The organism is Polyangium sorediatum (assembly GCF_029946465.1).
Classification (GTDB): Bacteria; Myxococcota_A; Polyangia; order Polyangiales; family Polyangiaceae; genus Polyangium; species Polyangium fumosum.
This window is the reverse complement of the sequence record NZ_JARZHI010000049.1, coordinates 1-25,020: the sequence shown is the minus strand read 5'-3', so window position 1 is coordinate 25,020 and position 25,020 is coordinate 1. Positions and strand designations below refer to the sequence as shown.

General features: G+C 69.4%; 20 protein-coding genes. 16 read left to right on the top strand and 4 right to left on the bottom strand.

Annotated features, from left to right (window positions below; all coding sequences use genetic code 11):
• Positions 1 to 64 precede the first annotated feature (64 nt).
• The 3 genes from QHF89_RS35740 to QHF89_RS35730 all read left to right on the top strand — a co-directional run bounded on the left by QHF89_RS35740 (position 65) and on the right by QHF89_RS35730 (position 1,968).
• Entirely contained in the window at positions 65 to 1,243 is a 1,179-nt protein-coding gene (locus QHF89_RS35740; protein WP_136971426.1) for a tyrosine-type recombinase/integrase, read from the top strand.
• A 78-nt stretch (positions 1,244 to 1,321) separates the two neighbouring features.
• Positions 1,322 to 1,651, top strand: a complete 330-nt coding sequence (locus QHF89_RS35735) for a hypothetical protein (protein WP_136971425.1) — start codon at positions 1,322 to 1,324, stop codon at positions 1,649 to 1,651.
• Positions 1,648 to 1,968 carry a hypothetical protein gene (locus tag QHF89_RS35730; RefSeq protein WP_136971424.1) on the top strand — a complete coding sequence of 107 codons (321 nt, stop codon included), beginning with the start codon at positions 1,648 to 1,650 and terminating at the stop codon, positions 1,966 to 1,968. The genes QHF89_RS35735 and QHF89_RS35730 overlap by 4 nt, the downstream gene beginning before the upstream one ends.
• Here the strand turns inward: QHF89_RS35730 and QHF89_RS35725 are convergent, their stop codons facing one another.
• Complete coding sequence (locus tag QHF89_RS35725) at positions 1,969 to 2,310, bottom strand: helix-turn-helix domain-containing protein (protein ID WP_284721351.1); 342 nt, start codon at positions 2,308 to 2,310, stop codon at positions 1,969 to 1,971.
• Positions 2,311 to 3,043: 733 nt separating this feature from the next.
• Between QHF89_RS35725 and QHF89_RS35720 the strand changes: the two genes are divergently transcribed.
• The gene (locus QHF89_RS35720) at positions 3,044 to 3,244 is read left to right on the top strand and encodes a four helix bundle protein (RefSeq protein WP_136971422.1); all 201 of its coding nucleotides are present in this window, start codon (positions 3,044 to 3,046) and stop codon (positions 3,242 to 3,244) included.
• A gap of 257 nt (positions 3,245 to 3,501) precedes the next feature.
• On the top strand, positions 3,502 to 4,041 hold the full coding sequence (locus QHF89_RS35715) for an RNA polymerase sigma factor (RefSeq protein WP_136971421.1): 540 nt from the start codon (positions 3,502 to 3,504) through the stop codon (positions 4,039 to 4,041).
• Positions 4,042 to 4,295: 254 nt separating this feature from the next.
• Here the strand turns inward: QHF89_RS35715 and QHF89_RS35710 are convergent, their stop codons facing one another.
• Complete coding sequence (locus tag QHF89_RS35710) at positions 4,296 to 5,099, bottom strand: helix-turn-helix transcriptional regulator (RefSeq protein WP_136971420.1); 804 nt, start codon at positions 5,097 to 5,099, stop codon at positions 4,296 to 4,298.
• A 101-nt stretch (positions 5,100 to 5,200) separates the two neighbouring features.
• Here QHF89_RS35710 and QHF89_RS35705 point away from each other — a divergent pair, with 101 nt between their 5' ends.
• From QHF89_RS35705 to QHF89_RS35655, 11 genes are all read left to right on the top strand, one after another.
• Positions 5,201 to 6,037: an NAD-dependent epimerase/dehydratase family protein gene (locus tag QHF89_RS35705; protein ID WP_136971419.1), complete on the top strand. Its 837-nt coding sequence runs from the start codon at positions 5,201 to 5,203 to the stop codon at positions 6,035 to 6,037.
• Between the two features lie 502 nt (positions 6,038 to 6,539).
• The gene (locus QHF89_RS35700) at positions 6,540 to 9,164 is read left to right on the top strand and encodes a S1 family serine peptidase (RefSeq protein ID WP_136971418.1); all 2,625 of its coding nucleotides are present in this window, start codon (positions 6,540 to 6,542) and stop codon (positions 9,162 to 9,164) included.
• Positions 9,165 to 9,224: 60 nt separating this feature from the next.
• Positions 9,225 to 10,313 (top strand): DUF2169 domain-containing protein, encoded by a 1,089-nt coding sequence (locus QHF89_RS35695; RefSeq protein WP_136971417.1) that lies wholly within the window; start codon positions 9,225 to 9,227, stop codon positions 10,311 to 10,313.
• Positions 10,314 to 10,316: 3 nt separating this feature from the next.
• Positions 10,317 to 12,530 carry a type VI secretion system Vgr family protein gene (locus QHF89_RS35690; protein ID WP_136971416.1) on the top strand — a complete coding sequence of 738 codons (2,214 nt, stop codon included), beginning with the start codon at positions 10,317 to 10,319 and terminating at the stop codon, positions 12,528 to 12,530.
• A gap of 13 nt (positions 12,531 to 12,543) precedes the next feature.
• Complete coding sequence (locus QHF89_RS35685; protein WP_136971415.1) at positions 12,544 to 14,724, top strand: type VI secretion system Vgr family protein; 2,181 nt, start codon at positions 12,544 to 12,546, stop codon at positions 14,722 to 14,724.
• 10 nt (positions 14,725 to 14,734) lie between these two features.
• The gene (locus tag QHF89_RS35680; RefSeq protein ID WP_136971414.1) at positions 14,735 to 16,945 is read left to right on the top strand and encodes a type VI secretion system Vgr family protein; all 2,211 of its coding nucleotides are present in this window, start codon (positions 14,735 to 14,737) and stop codon (positions 16,943 to 16,945) included.
• A gap of 8 nt (positions 16,946 to 16,953) precedes the next feature.
• Positions 16,954 to 17,715 carry a hypothetical protein gene (locus tag QHF89_RS35675; protein ID WP_136971413.1) on the top strand — a complete coding sequence of 254 codons (762 nt, stop codon included), beginning with the start codon at positions 16,954 to 16,956 and terminating at the stop codon, positions 17,713 to 17,715.
• Between the two features lie 45 nt (positions 17,716 to 17,760).
• Positions 17,761 to 19,542, top strand: a complete 1,782-nt coding sequence (locus tag QHF89_RS35670) for a PAAR-like domain-containing protein (RefSeq protein WP_284721350.1) — start codon at positions 17,761 to 17,763, stop codon at positions 19,540 to 19,542.
• Positions 19,542 to 21,062 (top strand): hypothetical protein, encoded by a 1,521-nt coding sequence (locus tag QHF89_RS35665; protein WP_136971411.1) that lies wholly within the window; start codon positions 19,542 to 19,544, stop codon positions 21,060 to 21,062. Before QHF89_RS35670 ends, QHF89_RS35665 begins: the two co-directional genes overlap by 1 nt.
• The gene (locus tag QHF89_RS35660; protein WP_136971410.1) at positions 21,059 to 22,060 is read left to right on the top strand and encodes a hypothetical protein; all 1,002 of its coding nucleotides are present in this window, start codon (positions 21,059 to 21,061) and stop codon (positions 22,058 to 22,060) included. The genes QHF89_RS35665 and QHF89_RS35660 overlap by 4 nt, the downstream gene beginning before the upstream one ends.
• Positions 22,057 to 23,835, top strand: coding sequence for a hypothetical protein (locus QHF89_RS35655; protein WP_136971409.1), 1,779 nt, complete (start codon positions 22,057 to 22,059; stop codon positions 23,833 to 23,835). The genes QHF89_RS35660 and QHF89_RS35655 overlap by 4 nt, the downstream gene beginning before the upstream one ends.
• Positions 23,836 to 23,844: 9 nt before the next feature.
• Here QHF89_RS35655 and QHF89_RS35650 read toward each other — a convergent pair whose 3' ends face one another.
• A complete protein-coding gene (locus QHF89_RS35650) occupies positions 23,845 to 24,342 on the bottom strand; it encodes a hypothetical protein (RefSeq protein ID WP_136971408.1) in 498 nt (165 codons plus the stop codon).
• 72 nt (positions 24,343 to 24,414) lie between these two features.
• Positions 24,415 to 24,699, bottom strand: a complete 285-nt coding sequence (locus tag QHF89_RS35645) for a hypothetical protein (protein ID WP_284721349.1) — start codon at positions 24,697 to 24,699, stop codon at positions 24,415 to 24,417.
• Between the last annotated feature and the right edge of the window lie 321 nt (positions 24,700 to 25,020).

Below are 25,020 nucleotides of genomic sequence, written 5' to 3'. Positions count from 1 at the left end.
GGCGCGCCAGTAAGAGCCTACGCAGGATTGGAATGCACCCGCGCGACGACGGAAAGAGCAAAGGATGATCATCCCGAGTCCCACGGCGACGCACCCGACGCGGCGGAGGCGCAACACGGGGACGATCGAGAGGTTTTCCGATGGCACGTTCCGCCCGCGACTTCCAGGTGCCGGCAAGCGCCTGGAACCCTGCTCGACGTACGATGAAGCTCGCAGGCTACTCGATGCCGCGATCAATGCCATCGCCGTCGGCGACGTCATCGACTCACGCGCCTGCACACTCCGCGCGTGGGGGCGTAGGTGGCTCGATGAGCGCGAGATCGCCGGCTACAGGAGCATCGGGACCGATCGTAGCCGCTGGCGCACGTGGATCGAGGAGGCCCCCTTCGCCGACTGGCCGCTCTCCGCGATCCGTGCTCGGGATGTGCGCCAGTGGGTCAAAGGGCTCATTAGCTCCGAGGCCCATCCAGGGAATGGACACCTGGAAGCACGCGGGAAGCTCAGCCGAAACACGGCGCAGAACATATTGAACCTACTTCGATGCGCGCTGGAAGCGCCAATCGAGGCCGAATTGCTGACCTCGAATCCAGCTCGTCTGGTCCGGCTGCCGAAGGCGGCCGGCGTGACCCACGAGCCGTGGACCTATCTCACTCCGGATGAGCAGCAGGCACTCCTTGAATGCAATACGATAGACATCGAGCTCCGATGCTTATTTGCATTTGCCATCGGCACAGGCGCGCGGCAAGGGGAGCTTTGGAACGTTCGGTTCCGTGATGTCGATTTGCAACGTGGATTCGTCACGTTCCGGTTTGGATCGGCTGGTAAGCCACGGAAGAATGGGAAGCCGTTGACGGTTCCGCTGTTGCCGCTCGCTCGATGGGCCTTGTCGAAGTGGTTGCCGCTGCTGGCGAGGCATAAGAACCCGCACGGGTTATTGTGGCCGACGATTCGTGGCGAGAGAAGACCAAGGGGGAAGGCCCCGCGCGGAATGCGTGACGCCTTCGAGACGGCGGGATTGGGGCCAGACAACCGTCACGATGGGCGGGCTGTCCGATTTCACGATCTGCGTCACACATGTGCGTCTTCATTGGTGGCTGGATGGTGGGGCGAGCCGTGGACGCTCGAGCAAGTCGGCGCGCAGCTCGGTCACATGTCGCGTGACGCGACGGAGCGATATGCTCACCTGTCGCCTGGTGCGTTGCTCGAGCCGGCAGAACGGCTGAAGCTGAAGATCCGCGGTTAGGTGAATGCACGCAGATCAAAAAGGCTGCAGCTCCCGATGCCCTGTGAGGAATGAAATATGGCAACCGAACCTGGAACCATGGAAACCGAGCTTGTGCTTGCGAGTGATGGATCGATATACGTCCACTTCGAGGAGGCGCCGCCCGCGGGCCGGCGCGTGTTCACCGGCTACGCGCTGACCGGCGAGGAACGCGCGCAGCACGGCACGCGGGGCTTGCTCCGCTGGGCCTGCCTCCAACTCCTCGCTCTCGGGAGCGATGGCAGCATCTACGTCCAAGAGGGTGCGCTCGATCCCGAAGGGCGCAAAGAGTTCAGGGGTTACGCCCTGACCGCCAAGGAAGCCGAACGCGTCGTCCGGGAGATCCACCGAACGGCGTTCAACGTCACCATAGCGGCGCTGGCGAAGTGAGTAAATTCACGGTTGAACTGCGGCCGTACGGCGAGAGCTGGGATGTCTTTGCCGAAGGCCAGCGCATCGGCCACGTGCGAGCGCGCGCGAAGGACGGATTGCTCCTCGTGTTCTGCTTCGGGCGTCGGATCGGGCACGTGCGGGGCAATGAGAAGTTCATGGGGTTCGGCCGATACGTGCTGTACCCCTTCGCGCCCGTTCCAACTTGGCAAGAGGCTGTCGCGCTGATCTTCGACGAGTACCGGCGGCTTGTCGTAAATTTGGGCGAGGAGCCGAATCCGGAACTGGCGCGGCGCTATGCCGAGGGCGAGAGGTGATTACGTCGCGGGCTCGTGCGTCATGCGCGCTTCGAGTTCTTTCCGAAGCTTCCGGCGTTCGCCCTTCGGCAATTTGCGAGCGAGATCCGCGATACGGTCCAGCTCGTCGTCAGCCGGGAAGGTAATGACGTACAACGAAGGTACACCGAGCGCGCGTGCGATGCGCTCGATGGTCTCGATGGTGATCGCCGCAAGACCTTGCTCGACGCTCGAAAGGTGACCTTTCGACATCGGGGCGGCCTCGGCGAGATCCTGCAAGGACATGCCGCGCTCGGCTCGCAGTTCGCGGAGACGAGCGCCAACTTTCAGGCAGAGCGGCTTGGGTTCGGTTCGTCGGGGCACAGTTCCTCCTACTCGCGCGTGAGTGGTCCAAGGTCCCTATCACAGAAACCGCGCGGAGACAAACCCCCCCGACAAACAAAGAGCAGATCGCGGGCCCAGTCGGGGTGGCCTCCTCGAATGGTCACCCCAGCCGGTCGAACGCCGAAGGGTCAGGCCAGCACCTGACAAACCCTCGCCCACGTGCCATCCCGGTTCCATGTGGCCGGCCGTAGCCCCCTTGACCGTCGAGCCGACTCATAGTCGGGGGAAGATCACTCCACGCCTGCAGCATCGACAGCGCGTGCGCGACATTTCGTCGGAATGCCGCGGGCGCGCGGTTCAGGGAAACCTCGATGATTTCGCTGTCGGTCACTTTCCGGAACGACGACCGCGGTCATAGTGACCCCGCAGATACCTCGGGATCCCTACGCCGGGCCGATGGTGCCGCGGCAGCACCCGGATCGGCTTCCCGCACCCGCAAGCACACACGTGCTGCTGGTCCGTCGCGTTCTCAGCTTCCGCCCAGGCTGTAGAGACATCCGGCTGATGCCACCGGATGAACCGGGGGATCCCCACGCAATGGTGCCACGGCTTCACCTCGATCCGGCCCCCGCACCCACAGGCGCACACGTGCTCCTTCGCGCTTTCAGCCTTCGCCCACGCCTCCGCGGCACCTGCGGGTGTTGGCCTCGTTGGTAAAACTACCATTCCTTCTAAAAGTAGAGGCGGTGCCACCGTTTGGTGAAAGGTTAACATTGCCGAGGGAGCGGGGAATACGGCGGGACATAAACGGCAGCGTTATCAGACGGCCCTCGGCTCCGCCCGTGAGGTGCTGGCCTGCGTTCAGGTCGCCCAGGCCATGCGTTACATCGGTCCGGTCCATGCCAAGGTCCTCGACCGCATGGATCACGTCATCGCCACCCTCGGCCGCCTCGTCTACCGCCGCGCTTCCTGAAGGAGAATCCTTCTGGCCCCTCTCCCAGGACGGGAGAGGGGTCGGGGGTGAAGGAATTTCAGCGCAGGATCACGGCCCCCATTCCAACGCCCTCGCGCCATTCAGGTCGGATCGTAGGGTCTCCCGCGACGAACCAATCCGACCTTTTGCGATTGTCTTCAACCGCAATTCATGCGACAAGCAAGCGACGCCAGCCGGTGCAACCAACACCGACCGGCGTCTGACCCACAACCCCGCAGTCCCGGAGCCATGAGCTAATGGTCACGATACTCGTCCATCCGCCGCCGGCAAACTTCTCGGCATCGCACGCCTTGCTCGGCCGCCTTTACCTCGAACACCGCGCGTTCCTGCGCCGCCTTCTTCTCGGTCAGTCCGTCCCTCCCCGCGACGTGGAGGATGTCCTGCAAGATATTTTCGTCACGGTCTGGCGTCGCCTTTCGTGCCTGGTCACGCCGGAGCAGGCTCGCCCGTGGCTTTGGGTGATCGGGCTCAACCATGCGCGCAATTACCGAAAGCGCCTTCGCAACGAGCGTGAGGTGCTCGTTGGTTTCGCGGAGGATCTACCCGAGCAGGAGGACGGGACGTCGCCGGAGACGCTTTTGCAGGCGACGTACGGCATGTTCCGGCTGAAGCGCTTTTTGGGGAAGCTCAGCGCCCGTCTGCGGTCCGCGGTGATTCCGTACCTGGAGGGGCGCCCGATCACCGAAATCGCCGCATCGCTCGGCATCAAGGTGAAGACGGCTCACAGTCGCCTGCATCTCGCGCGTAAGCATCTGGAGACGCTCGCGCTCGCGTGATCCGCCCCCGCCCCCGCCTCCGCCCCCGCCCCCGCCTCCGCCCCCGCCTCCGCCTCCGCTACCGCTTCCGGCTCCCATCATCGCCAGATTCCCGCGCTGCGGTTCTGCGGGTCGGTTCAAGCGCGGGTACGACTCCATCAAAGCACTCAATCCGAACGGCATCGTGCCACTCGGGCCGCTCGATCCGTTCGGCCTCGAGGCGGAGGCTGCACGCTCGCGAGCGTGACCTTTCGACGCGCGACGAACCTCGCGCGTCACACTCGGCCGATGGACCCCGAGGTGCGCAGCTCGCCGAGGAGCTCGCGCGGTGTCACTCCTGCAATGGAGCGAAACTCGGCAATCAGATGCGCTTGATCATAATAGCCGGCTCCGGCGGCAATGCCGGCCCAACCGGCCGGGCGGCTCTCCCGCGCGGCGCGCAGGGCGCGGTGAAAGCGCGTGAGCTTGGCGTAAGCCTTGGGCCCGACACCGAGTGTCTCCTGAAAGAGGCGGCGAAGGTGACGCTCGCTCACCCCGAGCTCGTCGGCGACGGCGCTCACGCTGCTCGCACTTCGCGTGGCGAGGCGCTTCGCGGCTTCCAGGGCGAGCGAGGTGTGGGCGCGGACCGCCTGGGCGGGTGCGGACCGCGCGACGATGGCACTCTCCAGAATGGCGGCCGCGGCGACCGTGTCTCGTGCCCCGGCGAGGCGCTCGTAGAGGTGCTCGGTGTCGGCTTTGCCCCAGAGGTCTTCGAGGGCGACGATTCGTCCGGTCAATTCCGGAGCCGACACGCCGAGCACGCGCTCGCTCGCGCCCAGCCGAAGGCGCGCCATCACGCTGCGCTGCCCGCGCCGAAGCATCTTGCGACGCGCGCTCTGCCCCACGCCCATCGCGTGCGCATCCAAACCGCCACGAGCCGACACCCCGAAGCGCGCGACGATCTGAAGCTCGGCATAGGGGAGCGCGACGCGCTGTCCATCTCGGTCGCACTCGAGGACCGAGAGCTCGGCCACCGGGGACCCGCTCGACGGGAGCGACGCCCGCGCGACACGAGGTTCTTGAACGATGGGCGAGTGCACGAGCTATTTCATGCTACGCGCGCGAGGCGCACGCAAGCTCGGCGAGGTGCTTGTCCGTTTCTTCCAATCGGCCCAAACACGCGGGGACTACGGTCCGGGGCATGAAGATCCTCGTCACCGGTGCCACCGGCAAGGTCGGAAGTCGCCTCTCCAAACGGCTCGCTCAGCGCGGCCATCACGTGCGTGCCCTCGTTCGCGACGAAGCGCGCGCAAAAGACCTGCGCGAAGCCCACATCGAGCTCGCGCTGGGCGATCTGCTCGAGCCGAGCTCCCTCTCCGCAGCGGTGCGCGGGGTCGACGCGGTCGTGCATTGTGCAGCCTTCTTTCGTGGCGCGACGCCGGAGCAGGCGCACGCGGTCAACGACCTCGGCACGCAGCACCTCGCCCACGCGGTCCGCGAAGCCTCGGTGAAGCGCTTCGTCTTCACGAGCACCGGACTCGTCTACGGGCCCAGCGCGGTTCGTGGACGCCTCTCGCACGAAGACGACTCCTGCTACCCGATCGAGAGTTATCCCAAGAGCAAGCTCGCCGCCGAGCGCTTCCTGCTCGCGCTCGAAGGCCTCGACGTGCGCGTCCTTCGATTGCCGTTCGTCTACGGCGACGGAGATCCGCACATCGCCGACGTGGTGCCGTTCATGCGAACGTTCCCCCCCACGCAACGGATGTCGATTGGCCATCATCTCGACGTGGCCCAGGCCGTCGCGCGTTTGCTCGACGCGCCATCCCCTTCCCATCGCGTGTACAACCTGGTGGACGACGAGTCTCCCAATCTCGCCACGCTGTTCGCTTCGGTGGGCGAGCCTCCCCCGGACGGCTCCACCCCCGAGCGTGCGAGGGCCTTCGAGGCCGTCATGGATGGAAAGCGGATCCGCGAAGATCTCGGCTTCTCACCCGAGGTGCCGCGGCTCGGGGATGCCGTGGCGAGGGGGATTGCATAGTTTGGTAGCCGCCCCTCGCATCACACGAGTCCACCGAAGGCGGCGCATCAGGGCTGCTCTCGCCGGTGCGCTTTCGGGAAGGGCAGCGAGGGTTGCCCGAGGGGCACACGCTTACGCATTGGTGGTCCACGCGCCGGGAGCCCTGCACGGGCGAATCCTTCGCGAATTGCATCCGGTATGAGCGCGACATTTCGCCACCGCATCGTGCCCGCGCACTTCGGGCTCCGCCATGGCGGCCGCCACACCTGGCAAGGCCCATGGCCCATCCGGCACTCGACCTTCCCCCTTCCTCAACAGCGGTACACAAACAGATCCCTCTTGCCGCCCCCCGCCCCCGCCCCCGCCCCCGCCTCCGCCCCCGCCTCCGCCTCCGCCTCCGCCTCCGCCTCCGCCTCCGCCTCCGCCTCCGCCTCCGCCTCCGCCTCCGCCCCCTCGCCCGCTTCCTGCCTCGACGCACCACTTCCTACCGCTCCCGCACCTGCTTCCGGTACACTCGCCCTCCATGGTGGCCCCCTCCCCGCAGCCCGCCGTCGAGGCCGCGATTTGGCTCGCCTTCGCCCCTGGCGGCGGCCACTTCACCGCCGTCGCCGTCGGCCCCCACCACCTCCTCACGGTCGCCCGCGTCTCCGAAAGCGCCCCCCACGTAAAACTCCTCCGCGCCGGGGAACAGGTCCGCACCGCCGAAGTCGTGCAGGTCCTCCCGACCGAAGAAGGCGACCTCGCCGTCCTTCGTTGCGCCGAGGAACTCCCGCACGTCCTCCGGCTCATGCCTGCGGACGAGTTCTCCGACTTCGACCTCGACACCCCCGTCACGCTCGTCGGCTTCCGCGACAGCGTCGAGAACGCCCTCGCCAAGCGCGCCGTCGTCCTGCACTGGAGCAGCGTCTCCCTCATCGCCGGCGAGCCCGAGGAGCCTGCGCCGCGCAAGTCCCAGCCCGACACCCTCCCGCCCCTCCCTCGCCTCCTCCAGGTCGTCCACGAGAACGAGGCGGGCGGGCCCATCCTCGACAGCCGCCAGCGCCTCGTCGGCATCGCTGCGCGCCTCGACGGCGAGGGCGGCGTCGAGGGCCTCGTCACCACGATCGACCGCTTCTACGAGCGCAACCGCAAGTGGAAGATCCCGCTGGGTCCGCCGGCTCCGCGCGTCGCCAAGGCGCCGACCATGGCGCAGTCCCTCGCCCTCATGCACCTCGTCGCGGCCCAGCACGAGGAGCACGAGGGATCGAATCCTGCGGCGCTCGTCGAGCACTACCGCGCCGCCCTCCGCCTCGACGCCTCCTCCGGCGCCGCGCACCTCGGCCTCGCTTGCGCCAAGAGCGTCGCTGGCGAGCTCGACGAGGACGTCTTCCACAGCATCGGCCGCGCCTGCGAGCTCCTCCCGGCCTCCGAGTGGTCGTCCGAGTGCGCCGATGCTCGCCTCGCGAACCTCCTCCGCTCCTCCAAGCACCTGCACGGCGTCGTCATGGCCCTGCGCGCCGACCTCAAGAAGGGCCGCTCGCTCGCCGAGTGGGCTGCCCTCGGCCGCGCCGTCGCCGACCTCGTCCATTCGCCCGACGCCGAGGAGAGCGGCCGCCCGCGCCCACCCGAGAAGGCCGCGGGTCGCCTCCTCCTTTGGGCCGGGCAGCCTCGCAGCGTCATCTCCATCCCCTCGCGCGAGCAGCCCGACATCCTCCGCGCGGCCGCCTTCCTCCTCGTCGACCACGCCGAGCAGGCCCTCTTCTGGCTCGACGATCCGCAGGAGGACGAGGAGGTCGAGTCGAGCCGCATGGAGACCACCCAGCAGCTCGTCCTTGCGCTTCGCTGGATCGCCCGCTGCCGCGAGGGCACGTACGACGGCCTCCTCTCGCGCGAGGTCGCCGAGAAACACGGCGCCCTCCTCGGCAAGCTCATGCCCGGCGGCGACGTCTTTTCGTGGCACGCCCACGCCCTCGCCAAGGCGCATCACGGCGAGGTCGAGAGCGGCATGGAGGACCTCGACCGCGCCATGCGCCTCCTCTCGCCCATGGCCTTGCCGGGCCGCTGGTCGCGCGAGTTCCCCGGCTTGCTCCCCACGCCCGCGCAGCTCGCCGCTGCGTTCGGCCGTGTCGTGCTCGAACAAGGCAAGGCCGAGCGCGCCCGCAAGGTGCTCGAAAAGCTGCCCATGCCCGCCTCGGACGACGCCCACGCCGCCGAGCTTGCGAGCGTCGAGAAGAAGCTCCGTGGGCTCGCCGGCGTCGGCACCGACGTCGAGGTCTCGCCCGACCGCGCCCTCCTCAAGGCCAGCCGCGAGGATCCACGCGCCGTCCGCCTCGCCCGCGTGCTCGCGTTCTTCGCCGAGGCCGACGTCCCGCGCGAGCGCCTCGGCGACCTCAGCGACGCGCTGCCCGTCCTGCTCAAGCTCGGCTTCTTGCGCGACGAGGCCGACGTCGTCTCGTACGACGCCACGTTCCGGACGCGCGTGCGCGACCTCCTCACGCCCGATCAACGCACGGCGGCCCTGCACGAGGCGCTCGACCTCTTGCTCATGGCCTACCTCGACGCGAACGCGCGCGAGCGCACCGAGCTCTGGCCGCACATCCAGGAGACCACGAAGACCGCCATGGAGCACGAGGTCGAGCTCGTCCCCGCGGCGGAGATCCTCGCCCGCGTCGGCAACCAGCGCGCGCGCGAGCTCTCGTATGCCGAGGCGCGTGATCTGCTCGAAAAGGCCCACGACCTCGGCAGCCGCGGCGCCGCGCCGGCCGATCTCTGCGCCGAGATCGACATGGATCTCGGCTGGGTCGAGGTCCTCTCCGGCACGACGCCGCGCTCCCAGGAGCGCCTCGAACGGGCATTGAACTTTTACAACGAAATGGCCATGACCTCGACGGGCGCGACCCCGCACCGGCGAATGGCGCGCATCCATTACAGCCTCGCGCGACTCGCTGTGAGCAAGAGTGATCGCGACGCGGCGTACATGAACGCGTGCCGCGCGCTGGAGGAGGCCGAGCGCGGCTTCGAGCCGGGCACGCGCAAGGCCGTGCAGATCTACACGAGCCTCGCGCACCTCTTCATCGACCTCGGTGATCACCTGCGCGCGCGCAAAGCCACGGCGCGAATCTCCCCGCGCGAGCGCGAGACCCGGACCGATCTCGCGTTCGATTCCTGATTCGTTCACGCCCGGAACGCTTGTGGCCGCGCAGCGGGTGCGTTTACCATCCGAGCCGCCATGAATTTCGAGGCGCTCGTCGAGAACATCAGTTGGGCGAGCGTCGATGGCGAGACGATGATGGACCGCCACGGCCGTGACGTCGCCGTCGTCGTCGCCAAAGTGGCCTACAAGGTGAGCCGCGAGGGCGCGGCGAGGCTCGCGCTCGCGCCCGTGCGGCGCGTGGACGAGGGGGACGGCGGCGGGGGCGTGCGTTTTCCCGCGGATCTCGTGGCCGACGAGAAGCCCGGCACGGACGTCGGGCTCGTGGGCCTCGCGTATCCGCCCCCGCGCGCGGCCGGAATCAAGGGGCGCGTTTATGCGTGGCTCCAGGTCGGCACGCTGCGCAAGGTCGTCGTCGTGCACGGGCCGCGCGTGTACGTGAAGAACTGGCGCGGCGCCGTCGCGCCCTCGGATCCCGCGCCGTTCGTCGAGCCAGTCCCTCTTCGCTACGACAAATGCCACGGCGGCCACGACCACATCAGTGGCGCGTTCGAGCCCGCGAACCCGATCGGGAACGGTTTTTCCAGCCAGCCCACCCGCCTCCTCGGCGAGCCCGCGCCGCCGCTCGAACCGGCATCCCTCGAGGAAGGCGGCGCCCCCTCGCACCCCTCGTATGGCGCCTTCGCGCCGATCCCGGCGCACTGGGAGCCGCGGCGCTCGCGCATCGGCACGCATGACGCGGCGTGGTCGAAGGGGCGCGCGCCGGTGCGGCCGCGCGATTTTGATCCGATGCACCACGCCTGGTCGGTCCCGGGCCTGCACAGCGGCACGCCGCTCCTCGGCGACGAGCCGGTCGAGGTCGGCGGCGTCTTGCCGGAGGGCGTCTGGCGCTTCCGTTTGCCCCGGTACGCCGTGCAGTTCGGCAGCCAGATCGAGGGGAAAAAGGTGGCGTACGAGACGCACCTCGATGGGTTTCTGATCGATACCGAGACCCGCGCCGTGGAGCTCACGTGGCGGGCGTCGATCGTGCTGCCGCGAAAATGGGAGTGGCTCGAACGGATCTACGTCCTCGGGGTGGGCACGCTCCCGGAGGAGGTGATCCGCGACCCGAGCCGGAGCGTAGGGGCGGGACGGGCCGCGGATCCGGCGCACGCGAGGAGGGTGTAGGCCATGAGCAAGAAAGCGTTGCGGATCGAAGTCTTCTTGAGCCTCGGCGACGCCTCCTGGCCGGCTTTGCGGCTGCGCGTCGAGGAGAGGCTGAGCGAGCTCGGCGGGGCCTGGGTCGAGGTCGCCGTGGGCTCGGATCTCGACGTGGAGGCGCTGCTCGAAGAGCCGGCCACGGTCGTGATCTTGTGGGACGGGCAGGAGAAACGCCGGTTCTCGATGCAGCTCGCGCGGGGCCGCTTCCTCGACGAAAAGGACGGCCACCTGCACTACGAGCTGGAGCTGCGGCCTTCGCTCTGGTTCCTCGGCCTCGACAAGAACACGCGCAAGTGGCGCGACCAGCCGGCCGAGCCGATCGTCTCGAAGGTCCTCGACGAGGGATCGGTCGCCCACGCGTTTCGCACCACGCGCGCCTCGGCGTCGCAGCCTTACTGCGTGCAGTATCGCGAGACGAACCTCGATTTCGTGTCGCGCATGCTGGAGTTCGAGGGCTTTTATTACAGCTTCGATCCCGACGGCACGATGATCATCGGCGATACGTCCTCGGCCTCGGAGGAGATCGAGGGCGGCGCGGAGTTCGAGCTCATCGACGCCGCGGGCGCGCTCTCGCACGGCGACTTCGGCGTGACCTCGTTCGAGCGCGGCGCGGTCGTGGGATCCGGCAAGGCCACGGTCAACGACCACAACTGGAAGACGCCGAAGCTCTCGCTCCTCGCCTCGGCCACGGGCGCGAAGGACACGCATCTCGAGGTCTACGATTACCCCGTCGGGTATCGCGAGAAGGGCACGGGCGAGACGCTGGCGAAGCTCCGGGTCGAGGCGCTTTGCGCGGAGAAGCGCTACGTGGAGGGCACGAGCACGGTCTTCTCGTTCGCGCCGGCGCGCATCTTCTCGTTCACGCACGAGGAGGGCGCGAGCTTCAGCGGGCGCTATCTGCTCGTGTCCGTGGAGCACGAGTACCGCGAGGAGGCGGGCGTCGCGCACTACGAGAACCGCTTCCGCGCCATCCCCGCGGACGTCCCGTTCCGCCCGGCGGTGAAGACGGAGCGCCCCGAGATCGAGGGCAACCACACGGTGATGGTGCGTGGCCCCGCGGGCGAGGAGATCCACACGGACGCGTACGGCCGCGCGAAGGTGCAGTTCCACTGGGATCGCGAGGCCAAGGGCACGGACGAGGACTCGCGCTGGATCCGGATGACGCAAGAGGTCTCGACCTCGATCGCGCTCGCGCGTGTCGGCTGGGAGATCAGCGTCGCCTACATCGACGGCGATCCGACGCGCCCCGTGGGCCTCGCGCGGCAGATCAACGGGCAGATGGTGCCGATGTACAGCCAGCCCGCGTTCCGCAACCGGATGACGATCCGCACGGAGACGTACCCGGGCAAGGCCGGGTTCAACGAGCTGCGCCTGGAGGACTCGGCCGGCTCGATGCACATGGACTGGCACGCGCAGAAGGACTTCAAGACGCTCGTCCAGCACGACCGGACCGAGACGATCGGCAACAACCAGACGGTGCTGATCGAGAGCAACTCGACCCGCACGGTCGAGAAGAACCAGACGATCGACATCGGCGGCGATCAAACGCGGACCGTGGGCCGGCACGTCGTGCACAAGGTCAACATCGACCGGAACCACACGATCGGCGGGGAAGAGACGATCGACGTCACGCTCGGCGTCGAGACCTCCGTGATGGAGAACGACGTCGAGACGGTGGGCGGGACGCGCTACACGCGCTCGGGCAACGACGAGACGGGCTCGATCGATCGCTCGGTCCAGAAGACGCTGACCCGGATCGTGGGCGGCTCGTCGATCTCGATGGCAGGCGGCTCGGTGGCCCACGAGGGCGGCGAGATGCTCTTCGAGTACGCCGGGGGGTCGAAGATCACGATCGCCCTGGAGGAGAGCGTCAAGCAGGCGGTGGCCGAGAACCTCGACACGTTCGTGAGCGGGTTCGACCTGCGCAAGTCGAAGGGCGACATGAGCGTGTCGGCCAAGCAGACGACGGTGAACGTGCAGAGCTCGGCGTTTTTCCGGTCGGCGGAGCGCATGGAGCTGCGGAGCCGCGTGATCGAGCTTGTCTCGTCGGCCTCGATCGCGCTCCGCGCCGGGGCGCTCTCGATCGAGATGACGCCCGGGAACGTGACCATCACCGGTCCGCTCAAGCAGGAGAGCGAGACCAAGATCACCCTGCGCGGCAACCCCGAGAAGCTGACGCCCTGAAGGAGAACGCGCGATGGAACTTGCATTCGCCGAGCTCGTCGTCACGGGGACCGAGGTGCGCCGCGTGCTCTCGCTGCGCGGGCAGGAGGCGGTCTCGACCCTGTTTCGGTACGAGGTCGAGGTCGAAGTGGAGCTGCCGCTGCCCGACGTCGACGTGGTGATCGGCGCGGAAGCGACGCTGACCCTGCGGGATCAGGCGCACAAGGAGCGCGTGGTCACGGGCGTGGTGGCCGAGGCGAGCGCCCGGGCGCTCGACAACGAGCGCGGGCGGGCGACGATCGTCCTCCGGCCGATGATGTGGCGACAATCGCTCGGCCGTGATTGCTACGCGTCGCAGGACGTCCGCGTGCAGGACGTCGTCGACGACGTGCTCGCCGACTACACGGGGAAATACCGCTGGGCGCTCACGCGCAGCTACCCGCGTTACCCCTACCGCGCGCAGTACCGCGAGGACGACTGGACCTACGTGAGCCGCCTCCTGGAGGAGGAGGGGATTTACTACTGGTTCGATCACGACGCGGGCTCGATCACCGTCTTCTCGGACAACTCCGCGGCCGCGCCGGAGATGCCGGGCGGCGCGCTCCTGCCCTGGGTGCGCGAGAGCGCGCTGCAGCCGAAGCAGGACGCGGTGACGCAGCTCGGCTCGATGAGCGCCGCGTCGACGGGCCGATTCGAGGCGAAGTCGTACGACCTCAAGCGGCCGCTCGTGCCGATCAAGGCGAAGGCCGGCGCGGGCCGGCACGAGGTGTACGACGCGCCGGGCGGCGGCACGGGGATGGAGGCGATCCTCGAGGTGCGGGTGCGCGATCAGCGCGACGCAGCCGTGGCGGCGCGGGCGGGCGTGATGGGGTTGTCGACGAGCGTGCGCCCCTTCCCCGGCGTCACGCTCGAGATCGACGGGCACCCGGTCGCCAAGATGAACGGGCGTTACCTCGTGACGCGCGTCGAGGTCGACGGGGACGAGCATCAGCCGTGCGACACACGCTTCTGGGCGATCCGGGCCGAGGTCGTGTTCCGGCCGCAGCGGTTGACGCCGGAGGCGAAGCAGGCGGGGCTCCAGCTCGGGCAGGTGATCGGGCCCGACGGGCAGGAGGTGCATCCGGACGAGCTCGCGCGGGTGCGGACGATCCTGCACTGGGACCGGCTCGGCCCGCGCAACGAGAAGGGCGGCACGTGGATGCGCGTGGCGCAACGCGCGGCCCCTGGATCGATGCTCTTCCCGCGCATGGGCTGGAACGTCGCGACCTTCAACGAGGAGGGCGGCGTCGACGCGCCGAGCGTGATCTGGCGCATCCACGACGGCGAGCGCCTGCCCGAGTACAAGCTGCCCGGGAACATGACGCGCGTCGTGTGGAAGACGGCGACGGTGCCCGCGAACGGCACGGCGAACGAGATCTACTTCGAGGACCGGATGAACGCCGAGGAGATGTTCATCAACGCCTCGCGCGACATGAACTACATCGTGCTCGATTCGCGCTGGGAGAGCGTCCAGAACGACTCCACGCGCACGGTCGCGGTGAACCACGACCTGACGATCCACGCCTCGCAGGAGGAGCGCGTGATCCAGGATCAGCGGATCACGATCGGCGGCAACGAGACGCTGACGGTCTCGGGCCTGCGCATCAAGACGGTCTCGGCCAACGAGACGGAGACCGTGGGCGGCTCGCGGACGATCCGCGTGGGCGACGCGCACCGCACGTCCGTGAAGGGAGATCGCACGCTCTCCGTCGGCGGTTCGCTCATCGAGATCACGCCGAACAACATCAACCGGACGTCACGCGACATGGTGACGGTCGTCGGCGGCAGCGTCGTGAAGGTCGCGAGCGAGGACGTCTCCGAGGTCGCGCGCAAGGACTCGGTGCAGGTCATCGGCGGCTCGAAGATCGAGGTGGCGAAGAAGGACCACTCTCTCGACGTGAACACGGCATGGACCGAGGAGGTCGGGGGCTCGATCGTCTGCGTGTCGAACGAGAAGTACCTCGACAACGCCGACACGACGGCGAGGTGGAACGTCACGTCGGCGGTCGTCGGCAGCGCGCCGGTCGTGCACATCGAGGCGGTCGAGAGCATCCGCTTCACGTGTGGATCGAGCGTGCTCACGATGACCACGGACGCGATCACGATCACGACCCCGAGCCTCGATTTGTCCGGCGCGACGTTCGACGCCGACAGCGGGATGATCGAGCACAACTGAGGAGGACGCCGTGGCAACCGAGGATCCGCTTCGTTACTTCCTCTCGCTCGGGGGCACGACGTACCCCGTCAAGACCATCGCAGGCGAGGAGGCGCTCTCGCGGACGTACCGCTTCGAGATCACGCTCCAGCTCGAGCCCACCGATCCGCTGGATCCGGACGCGCTCATCTTCACGGAGGCCACGCTCACGCTCACGCGCGCCGCCGACGAGCGGCGGATCCAGGGCGTGGTGACCGAGATCAAGCGCGCCGCGACGCGCAAGGGCAACGCGGGCACGGGCAAGGTGACGCTCGTGCTCGAGCCACGCCTCGCGACCACGAGGCACCGCGTCGACATCCGGATCTTCCGCGACAAATCCGCGCCCGAGATCGTGGCCGAGGTGATCGGCGCGCACGGCGTGACGGTGGAGCCGCGGCTCGTGGGGTCGTACGTGAAACGCCCGTACTGCGTGCAGATGCGCGAGTCGGACTTCGATTTCGCGTCGCGGCTGCTCGAAGACGAAGGGATCTTCTACGTGGTCGACGACGAGGGCCGCATGGTCCTCGGCGATTTCACGAGCGCGTACGTCGAGGGCGCGGGGACGCTCGCGTTCCACCACGACTCGGGGCTGCACGAGAACCGTGACGCGGTCTTCGAGGTCGGCTGGGCGGGCCGCGCGACGCCGGGCAAGGTCTCGCTGCGCGACTTCAACCCGGAGCGGCCGCGCCTCGACATGGACGTCTCGGCCAAGGGCCCGACGGCGTGGGGGCCCGAGTGGTACGACTATCCGGGCGAGTACGAGCTGCCCGCGCAGGGCCAGGCCAAGGCGAACCTCCGGGCCGCGGCGCTCGCCTGCGCCAAACGCCGCCTCGCAGGCCGATCGACGGCGGGGCGCATGGCGACGGGCACGATCTTCTCGCTCGTCGATGCGCCCTCGGGGGTCACGGACGGCGCGTACGTGCTCACGAAGATCGCGCACGCGTGGGATCGGACCGCGTCTTCGTTCTCGGTCGCGTTCGAGGCGCTGCCCGCGGACGTGGTGTATCGCCCGCTCTGCGAGACCTACGTGCCGACCTTGCCGAACCCGCTCACGGGCTTCGTGACGGGCCCCGCGGGCGCGGACATCCACACGGACGCGTGGGGCCGCGTGAAGGTGCATTTCCCGTGGGATCGGCTCCAGCCGAAGGACGACACCTGCTCGCACTGGATCCCGGTGTTGCAGGACAACACGGGCCGCTCGTCGGCGATGCCGCGCACCGGCTGGGAGGTGCTCTGCCAGTTCCTGGAGGGCGATCCGGACAGGCCCGTCATCCTCGGCCGTGTCTTCAACGCGGCCGATCCTTTCCTCGAGGAACTGCCGATCCGCAAGATGCGCACGTCGCTGCACTCGCTGACCTCGCCGCGCTCGACGGACAAACCCTCGGGCTACAACATGATCCGCTTCGACGATCTGGCCGGCGCGCAGGAGATCCACGTCCACGCGCAGAAGGACCAGAACATCGTCGTCGCGAACAACCAGGACGAGAAGGTCGGCAACGTCGAGCAGCGGACCGTCAAGGGCAACGAGGCGATCCGGATCGGCGCGAACGAGACGATCAACGTGACGGACGACAGCGCGTCGAAGGTCGACGGCAACCTGACCGTGAACATCGGCGGCAACCGCACCGCGACCATCTCGGCCTCGCAGACCGACACGGTCCACAAGGACCACACGATCACGATCGGCGGCTCGCACCTGCGCGACACGCACACGGACGACAACGTCGCGGTCGAGCAGAACATGACGGAGCTCATCGCCGGGCACGTCTTCGAGCAGTCCGGCCACACCAACGCGGTCACGGGTGGCACGACGTCGACGCTCGTCGTGGGCGGCTCGATCGTCGAGATCGGCAAGCTCAACAAGGCCGAGAACACGGAGAAGCTCCGCAACGAAGCCGTGGGTGGCCTCGCCTTCAGCAAGGCCGACGAGAAGCACACGTCGCGCGCCGAGGAGTCGCGCACGACGACCGTGGCGGGCAACTACGCCGTCGTGTCGCTGAAGGAGCTGCTCCTCGCGGGCCTCGAAGAGCTCCGCATCGAGTCGACGAGCACGACCCTCAACGCGCCCGAGATCACGCTCAAGGTCGGCGACACCGAGATCCACCTGAAGAACGGCAGGATCGACATGAAGGCGCCGAGCGAGATCACGATCGACACGCAGCAGGCGAACAACCTCGCGTCGACGACGTCGTCGCAGAACTGAGGAACGCGATGGCCCACACGAACTACGTCTATCGCATCCTCCACCGGCCGGCGTCGCACGCGCGCGCGCTCATCAACGGCGTCCCGATCTACGACCGGATCGTCCCCGACAACGTCGCGCCGATCGGCCCCGTCACGCACTGGCTCGTCCGCGGCGAGAACACGATCACGGTGGAGCTCTCGCCCTCGCCGCGCTCGCCCCTCGCGCCGGACCTCGGGCCGCATTTCGAGATCTCCGTGCGGCTCGCGGAGGACCTGGATCGCGCCATCTTCACCTGGGACTACCCGAAGAGCGTCGCCGCGCTGAGCTTGCCGATCGATCTGCCCCTCGTGGGCGGCGGCGTGCTGCGCATCGACGACGACCTGCCCGATCCCGTGTACCGGCGCGGCTCGCGCGAGGAGTTCCCGGTCGAGGGCACCGCCGATCAACGCGCGGCCGTGCAGGAGCTCTACGACGCGTTCGCGACGCGTGACGCCGGGCGCTTCGAGTCCGCGATGGATCTCAAGGTGAGCGAGTTCGAGCGGTATTACGGGCCGCAGCCCCTCTCGCGCGCCGAGGCCATGAAGCGGATGAACGAGCCGTGGGTCATGGAGCCCTTCGACGCGCACGACCTGCGCTTCGACCGGTATGTCGACGGCCGCGTCGCCTACGTGCGCCGCGCCTCCGGCAAGCCCGCGGTGCGCGCGCAGCACCGCGACGAACCCACGCTCGGCTGGGGCGCGAACTTCTACATGACGCGGCTCGATGGGCGCTGGCGCGTTTTCTGCTGACGAACCGATCTCGAGGCGACGGAGGGACGAGCGATGGGCGCGACCGTGACGAACGAAGACCGCGGGGTCACGACGAAGACCAGCGAGCACACCGCGATGACGATCGGCCCGACGGACGTCTGCTTCGATCCGCCGAAGCAGAAGCCCGTCCCGCACATCAACCACGTGACGACGGACAAGGCCGTCGAGCACACGTCCGGCAAGACCCTCTTCCAGAACGGCAACGTCGTGCGCGTGGGCGAGGCGATCACGCCGAGTGATCCCGCGCATGGGGACTCGGGCGGCGGCGTCGTGAGCGGCACGTACCGCGAGGAAGCGCGGGCGACGAGCGGCTCGCCGGACGTCCGCGCCGAGGGCCTGCCGCCCGCGCGGACCGACGATCCGACGACGCAGAACCATTCGAACACGACGGGCAAGATCCTGCAGGACGTGCCGCCGGAGCTGCTCACGGACAACCCCGAGGAGTTCTTCAAGCGCTGCTCCTACGACACGTCGCAGATCAAGGGCGGCGACGAAGAGGCCCCGTTCGTCGGCAACATGCCGCAGATCGACATCAAGCGCGGCGCCGAGATCAAGGTCGTGGCGACGCGGAAGAACGCGAAGGTGCCCGACGCGCCGCCGGACTGCGTCCAGCCGCCGCACATGAAGTGGCTGCTCAGCCGTTCGGGCGGCCTGACGGCGCTCGGCGCCGCGGTCCCGGAGAAGACCGGCGAGATGACGGGCGACGAGATCACGCTCGGCGAGGACTGGAACCCGCCGTATGGCGGCCCGATCGAGTTCTCCGGCGAGGCCTCGCAGAACGACTCCGACGCGACAAAACGAAGGCGCATCAACGACAAGAACAACTACGCGCAGCAGAACGCCGCGGCGCGTGGCTCGTCGCGCGTCGAGAACCAGGACGGGCGGCAGGCGTACCAGCAGATCCAGCGCGACAAAGCGCTGGAAGAAGCGGCGCTGAACAACCTGCGCACGCTGGCCGAGTTCCTCTGGGCCTGGCGCGCGTACCAGAACCCGGTCCGGGTCCTGATCACGGGCAGCGCGTGCAGCGGCGGGGTCAGCTACGAGGTGCACTGTTATCCCGAGGGGGAGTTCACCTTCGAGATGCCGCTCGAGCCCGTCATCCGGGTGGGCCGCTGGATCAACCGCAGCCTCGAGACCGTCCAGCAGTTCGCGCGGCTCGGCCGGGTCGAGACCGAGGGCAGCATCATTGCCCCCGGCGACGACTTCAAGGTCGAGCTCCAGTTCAAGTGGGAGCCGGGCGAGGACGCGGACCTCTACCAGATGGTCCGCACCGCGGAGGTCAGCGTCAGCGGCCTCCTGTTCGAGCTGAAGTTCGAGGCGAGCTGCCCGCTCACGAACTTCCTCGCCATCATCCCGTTCGTCGGCGGCATCGCCGCGAGCGCGGTCGGCTGGATCATCCAGCGTATGGGCGCCGAGGCGAGCATCGGGTTCGGCGTCGAGGTGAGCGTCTCGGCGGCGGCGTACATCTCGTTCAACTGGACGAAGGCGCGGGGCTGGAAATGGGACACGGCGGGCGTGAAGCTGCCGGTCGAGGTCAAGATCTACGCCTTCATCCGCGTCCAGGTGCGTGACTGGCTGCAGATCGAGGGCCGGATCCAGGTCCAGGCGGAATGGGCGTTGCTCCTCGAAGCGAGCGACGCCGGCCTCGCGCTCAAGTCGGACGACGGCGAGCTCAAGGCGGGGCTGACGGGCCTCATCAAGATCGACGTCTGGTTCTACAGCTACGAGCAGACCGGCGAGTGGTGGCCCGATTGCCTCAAGACCGAGTTCAAGAAGACCGACCTCGCAACCCTCATCAGCAACTGATGCCCAAGGCCGCGCCCTTTCGCCGCATCCTCGTCGCGGAGTCGCCGGTTCGTCCCCCCGGAGAGCGCCACGCCAAACCCCTGCCCTGCCACGTCGGCGTGTTGCCCTGGACCGTCGATCGGAACTGGCTTTCGGTCTTCGTCGTCGCCACGTTCCGCTTCGACACGAGCGCGGCGCACCGGCCGATCCCGCTCGAACCCGCGCCGCCGCGGCGCCTCCAGGCAGGCCCGAGCGCGCCCGGCGAGCCTGCGCGGATCGACGACTTCGTCCCCTTGCGCCTCGCGGTCGATCTGACGCTCACGGGGCACGTGGAGATCGTCCCCATGCCCTCCGGCACGCTCGGGCCGAGCGTCCGGCCGCGCCTCGCCGAGGTCGGCCTCGGGAACCGACGCCTTCCCTTCATGGTCCACGCGGGAGAACCCGGGCGGATCCCGCTCCGGCCGCCGCACACGCAGACGCCACACGGCCGCGTGATCGATCTCGGGCCGGAGGCCTGCCACGACGGATCGAAGCACCATTTCCAGCACCCGGAGAAGTTCGACCTGAGCGTCTACCAGGCCGGGACGCCGGAGATCGCGTACGAGGTCGAAGAGGTGACGTCGATCCACCTCGCGGGGCTCGGGCCGGATCCGGCGGCGGCGTGGGAGATCGCGCTGCCGGCGTACACGCCGCGCGCGCTCGTGGACTACAGCTCCGCGCGCGTGCGCCGCGGGGACGTCCAGCTCTTCGTCGACGGCGTCGCGATCGATCTGGATCGATCGACGGTGGACGTGACCTGGCGTGGCCTCGTGGAGACCACGGACCAACCGCACATCGACGTGGACCGGATCGTGATCGGCTGGGCGCCTCCGAAGCGCTGGAGCGAGGACGCGGCGGGCGCGTGGGACGATGTCCTGCGGGAGCTGCCGCGCGGGCGGTTCCGCTTCGCGGCGGAGCACGAGGACGCGCGGAAGGGCGAGGATCCGCCTGCCCTGAGCCAAGAGGAGCTCTTGATGGCGCGGTACGAGACGTGGGGACACCCGAACGCCGCCGAGCCGGAGATGCTGCCGCACGAGGCCGCGCAGGTCGCGGCGGAGCTCGCCGAGCAGCGGTGGCCTCGCGGCGAGGTGCTCACGAAGCACGGCATCGACGACTCCACGTGGGGGATCGAGGAGCGCGCGTGGGCGCAGCGGCTCGCGAGCGTGCGCGAGGAGGCCGACGGCGGGCCGAGCGCGGCGTACGTGAAGGCCTACCAGCGCGCCTCGGAGGCGCTCGCCACGCCGCGGGAGGCCGAGATCACGCCCAAGGAGTTCGTGGCGATCGCGGCGAAGATGCGGCGCGAGGATCCGACGCAGGTGCTCGCCAAAGCTGGGCTCGGGATCGCGGCGTTTGGTCGGCTCGAACGGCGCTTCCGCGAGAAGGCATCCGAGGACAAGGCGTTCGCCGCGGAGCTCGCGCGCCTCGTGGCCGACGAAGAGGCGCGCCGCGACGGGCCGAAGCTTAGCGAGGCCGAGACGAAGAACGAGGAGGGCCGCCGATGACCACGATGGGCCTCATCGCAGGCGTGGGGATGTCGACGCCGGTCGGGCTCGACGCGCGGCAATCGGCGCTCGTGCTGCGCGCGCGCAAGCTCTCGCCGGGGAAAACCGGGCAACGGGATCGACGCGGCAACGCCATCGGGGACGTGCGCGCGCTCCGGATCGACGACGCTTGCAAGGGGCGCGAGCGGCTCCTCGAGCTCGCGTCTCCGGCGCTCGTGGAGGCGACGCGCGGGATCGGCGCGGCGAAGGGTCCGATCCCGCTCTTCCTCTCGCTGCCGCCGCGGCGCGCGGAGGAGGAGCCGCTCGGGCCGGACTTCCTCGACATCCTGGGCAAACGCGCCGGCGTGCCCATCGCGCTCGCGGCTTCGGAGGCCGTGGTGCTGGGGCACGCGGGCTTCGCGGCGGCGCTCGCGCGGGGCCTTGCGGCGCTCGCGGCGCCCGGGGCGGGCCCGTGTGTGGTCGTGGGCGGCGTCGACAGCCACCACGATCCGGCGGTGCTCGCGGCGCTCGACAAGGAGCGGCGGCTACACGCGGAGGGGGCGTGGAACGGGTTCATCCCGTCGGAGGCCGCGGCGTTCGTGGTGCTCGCGCGGCAGGAGGCGGCGCCGCCGATCGCGCGGGTGATCGCGGTCGCGACGGGGATGGAGCGGGAGGACGGGACGGAGATCGGCGAGGCCGCGACGGAGGTCGCGCTCCGCGTCGCGGGGGCGATGCGCGCGCCCGTGCCGTGGGTCCTGCCGGACGTGAACGGGGAGCGGCACCGCGTGAAAGAGTGGAGCTTCGTGCGCATCCGGAACCGGTCGGCCTTCGACGAGGCCAAGACGATCGAGACGCGCCTCTACGACGAGCTCGGCGACGTGGGCGCGGCGAGCGGCGCCGTGCACGCGGCGTACGCGTGTATGGCGTTTCGCCTGGGGTTCGCCCCGGCGCCGGAGGCGCTCGTCATGCTCGCGTCCGAGGGCCCCGCGCGCGGCGCGTTTGCCGTGGGGGCGCCATGATGCTCCAGGGTGTGCCCGGCACGACGTCGACGCGGCCGCTGCTCGAAGGCGTGCGGTCCGCGCTCGAAGACAGCCTGCTCGCGATCGCCGACCGTTCAGACACCAAAGACCTCGCCGACACGCTCCGCGAAGGGATCGCGCTCCTGAGCCGCCTCGTCGAGGCCGCGCCGCGCGACGAGGACGCGCTCGAAGCCCTCGCGCGCACGTCGGCCGCGTTGAAGGCGGCGCGCGAGCGGCTCCCGGTCGACGCGGCGGTGGGGAACCGCATCGAGGGCGCGGCGCGCTGGCTCGCCGACGCAAGCGAGCGCCTGCGCGGGCGGCTGCCGGCGCGCGCGCTGGGGGCGGGCGCGGAAGCCGCCACGCAGCGCGAGGAGCTCGTCGCGAGTGTCGGGGTCCCGCGGGCACACGTGGTCTTCGTGCCGCCGCCGCGGGTGCTCTCGCGCGAGGAGGCGGTCTCCGTGGCAGGGGCGCGCGGGCGGGCCCTGCTCGGCGCGTCGCGCGGCGCCGCCGGGGACCTCGCGCAGATTCGGGCCATCGCGCGGGACTGCTTCGAGGACATCGCGAGCCTCGGCAGCCTGCGCAGGCTCTACGAGCACGAGCCCTGGGTCGACGCCGGGCCCTTCGAGCAGCGCCTGCTCGACAACCTCGACGCGCTCGTCGCGCTCGAACGGCCGCTCGATCCGGCCGCGCCCGCGCTCGGGCTCGTGGAGTCGCTCTTCGCGTACGCGATCGAGTGGGTCGTGCCCGATTTCGGCCGGACGTTCGCGCTCGCGTTCACGCTCTGCTGTCTCGATTCGGAGACGGCGATGCGCTGGGTCGTGCTGGCGCTGCGCCGCTCGCACCCGCGGACGTACCCGGCGTTCGTCGACGCGTTCGCGCTCGGCTCGAACGAGGCGATCGATCGCACGCTCGTCGAGCTCTGCCGCGAGGACGACCCCGCGATGGTCGAGGTCGCGCTCGAAGCGATGGTGCGGCGCGGCCGCGTGGACATGGCGAGCGCGGTGCTGCTCCTCATGCGGCCCTCGCCTTCGCCGGGCGTCCTCGACAAGGCGATCGACCTCGCGGCGCGTTTGCCCGCGCAGGCGGCCGCGCCGCTCCTCGCGCGCCTGCTCGACAGCGCGGACCCCGACACCACGGCGAGCGCGGCCGCGGCCCTCACCACGCTCGGCGACGCCCGCGGCCCGAAGCACCTCCGCGCGCTGCTCCAGCGTCCTCGCACGGAGGACCTCGCGACCCTGCGCGCCCGCCGCATCGCCCTTGAAGCGCTCTGCCTGCTCGGCAGCCCCTTCGATCGCAACCTGCTCGGCACCGAGACGAGCCTCGATCGCGAAGGTTTGCCCTGGCTCGGCTGGCACGGGCACCCGGATCACGTGCCCGTGCTCCTCGAGGGCATCCGCCGCGCGGCCGCGAACGGGGCGTTCGACGAGGCCGATCGGATCGGGCGGGCCCTCGAGCGCATCGGCGGCGGCTCGGCGCCACGCCCGGGCGCGCTCGCGGGCGGCGACTTCGAGGAGCGCCTGGCGGCGTGGCTGCGCGCGTTCGAGGAGCGCAGGCCCCTCGACAACCCCCGCATGCGGCTTGGCCAGCCGTGGACGCCGTCTGCGATCGTCACCGAGCTCTCGGCGCGTGGCACGCGCCAGGGCGAACGGCCGATCCTCGCGCGCGAGCTCGCGCTCGTGACCCGCCGGGCCGCGCACGTCGACGTCGCGGGTTGGGTCGTCGTGCAAGAGCGCGCGCTCGCGGCTGCCCGCGACGCCTTGCCCCGGCAAACCTGATCCAGCGAGCTAGTTGAGGCGCAGCATGCGCCCGACGATCTTGTGCACGCCTTCGGCGCGCGAGAGGATCCGCTCGGCGTACGTCTCGACCTCGCCGATCGCGCGTAGCACCACGGCGGCCGTCTGCGCCGAGAGCGAGAGCTCTTCGCCGGCGTCGAGCGAGATGCGCTTTGCCTTGATCGTGTAACTCTCGGCGGCGTCCACGCCCGGCGTCGGCTGCGTGCGCAGCGCGCCGATCACCAGGAGCTCGCCGCCCTCCTGCTCCTCGACGAGCACGCGCTCGTGCCGCGCGCAGGCGCCTTCCACGACCGTCGGATGGACCGACGGATCGAGCTTTGCGGGCACGACCTTGGCGCCGATGCCGAGCATCACGCCGTCTTCGCGGACCTTGTGGACCTCGGCCGTGAACAACGCGGGTCGCGGGGCCGGCCCAGGCACTGGCTGGAGCCGCGGTCCCCGTTTCGCCGCCGCTGCTTCAATCCCGCGCACGTTGGTTGCACGCTTCATGGCTCCTCCAGAGACCTTGGATTCTATACGAATCCGCAGCGCATTCGGATCGCTTCCTCGCGCTTTCCTACGTCACGCGATCCCGCCGAGGGGCGGCGGCGCGACCCCCGGGGCCTTCGCGGCCTCGAACGCGGCGCAAAGCGCGAGCGCGAGATCACATCGACCTTCCCGCGCCTCCCCCGCGAGCGCCTCCGCTTGCTGCCGCTCGTGCACGCGCCACGCGACCTCGTCGATGCCGTACCGCGCGAGCACCTCGTGGAGAGCCGCCTGCGCCCCCCACAGGTCGACCTTGATACGCGCGTACCGCTCGACCGAGAGATCGCCGCGCGCGGCGCCGACGCCTCCCGCCGAGGGCACAACGCCTCCCGCCGAGGGCACAACGCCTCCCGCCGAGGGCACAACGCCTCCCGCCGAGGGCACAACGCCTCCCGCCAAGGGCACAACGCCTCCCGCCAAGGGCACAACGCCTCCCGCCAAGGGCACAACGCCTCCCGCCAAGGGCACAACGCCTCCCGCCGAGGGCACAACGCCTCCCGCCAAGGGCACAACGCCTCCCGCCAAGGGCACAACGCCTCCCGCCGAGGGCACTATGCCTCCCGCCAAGGGCACAACGCCTCCCGCCGAGGGCACGACGCTTCCCGCCGAAGGCACGACGCTTCCCCCCAAATGCATGCCGAC